We start from the raw sequence: 509 nt of genomic DNA, 5'->3' as shown, positions 1-509 counted from the left end.
TAGAGGGATCGAAGAACCCTTGATTGATGTGCTTGGTTCGTGATTTCAAGCTTTTGGCGATTTGATTGACGGTTCCTTGGGTCGCTTTCGCTCTGCGTTTTGAGCAGATCGGGGACTGCCCCCCTGGATGACTACGCGCTCGCGTTCAACCTTGCGAGGAAGAGAAAGCGGCGCATGTTGTAGACAATATTGGCCAGGCCGATCCTCATGGTGGCCCGGGTGATACCCACGGTTCGGACGAACAGACCCGTCTGCGATTTCTGATCGGCAAAGACATGCTCGACACGCGACCGGATCACCGATTTCCCTGCGTTGGACCGCTGGATGTGGCGGGGCATGGGCTTGAGATGCGGCTTTTTCCTGTGGACCTTTGAGACAAAGCCCTGCTTTTCCATGAAGTCTTCGTTGGCTTTCGAGCGATACGCGGTATCGGCCCAGACGCTTGAGGCGGTATTGGCTTTATCCAGAAGCCCCTCTCTCAATCGCGCGCCATCACTGGCGGCGGCATC

At 56.4% G+C, this 509-nt stretch carries 1 protein-coding gene; it reads right to left on the bottom strand.

The genetic code is table 11. The annotated features are described in order from the left end of the window. Nucleotides 1-131 precede the first annotated feature (131 nt). Nucleotides 132-509 (bottom strand): transposase (locus tag KP705_RS16945; protein WP_215765110.1); only part of this gene is annotated, 378 nt, incomplete at its 5' end.

Origin of the sequence: Gluconobacter sp. P1D12_c, from assembly GCF_018812105.1 — a bacterium.
GTDB classification, from domain to species: domain Bacteria; phylum Pseudomonadota; class Alphaproteobacteria; order Acetobacterales; family Acetobacteraceae; genus Gluconobacter; species Gluconobacter oxydans_A.
This window is presented reverse-complemented; position numbering and strand designations above follow the sequence as displayed.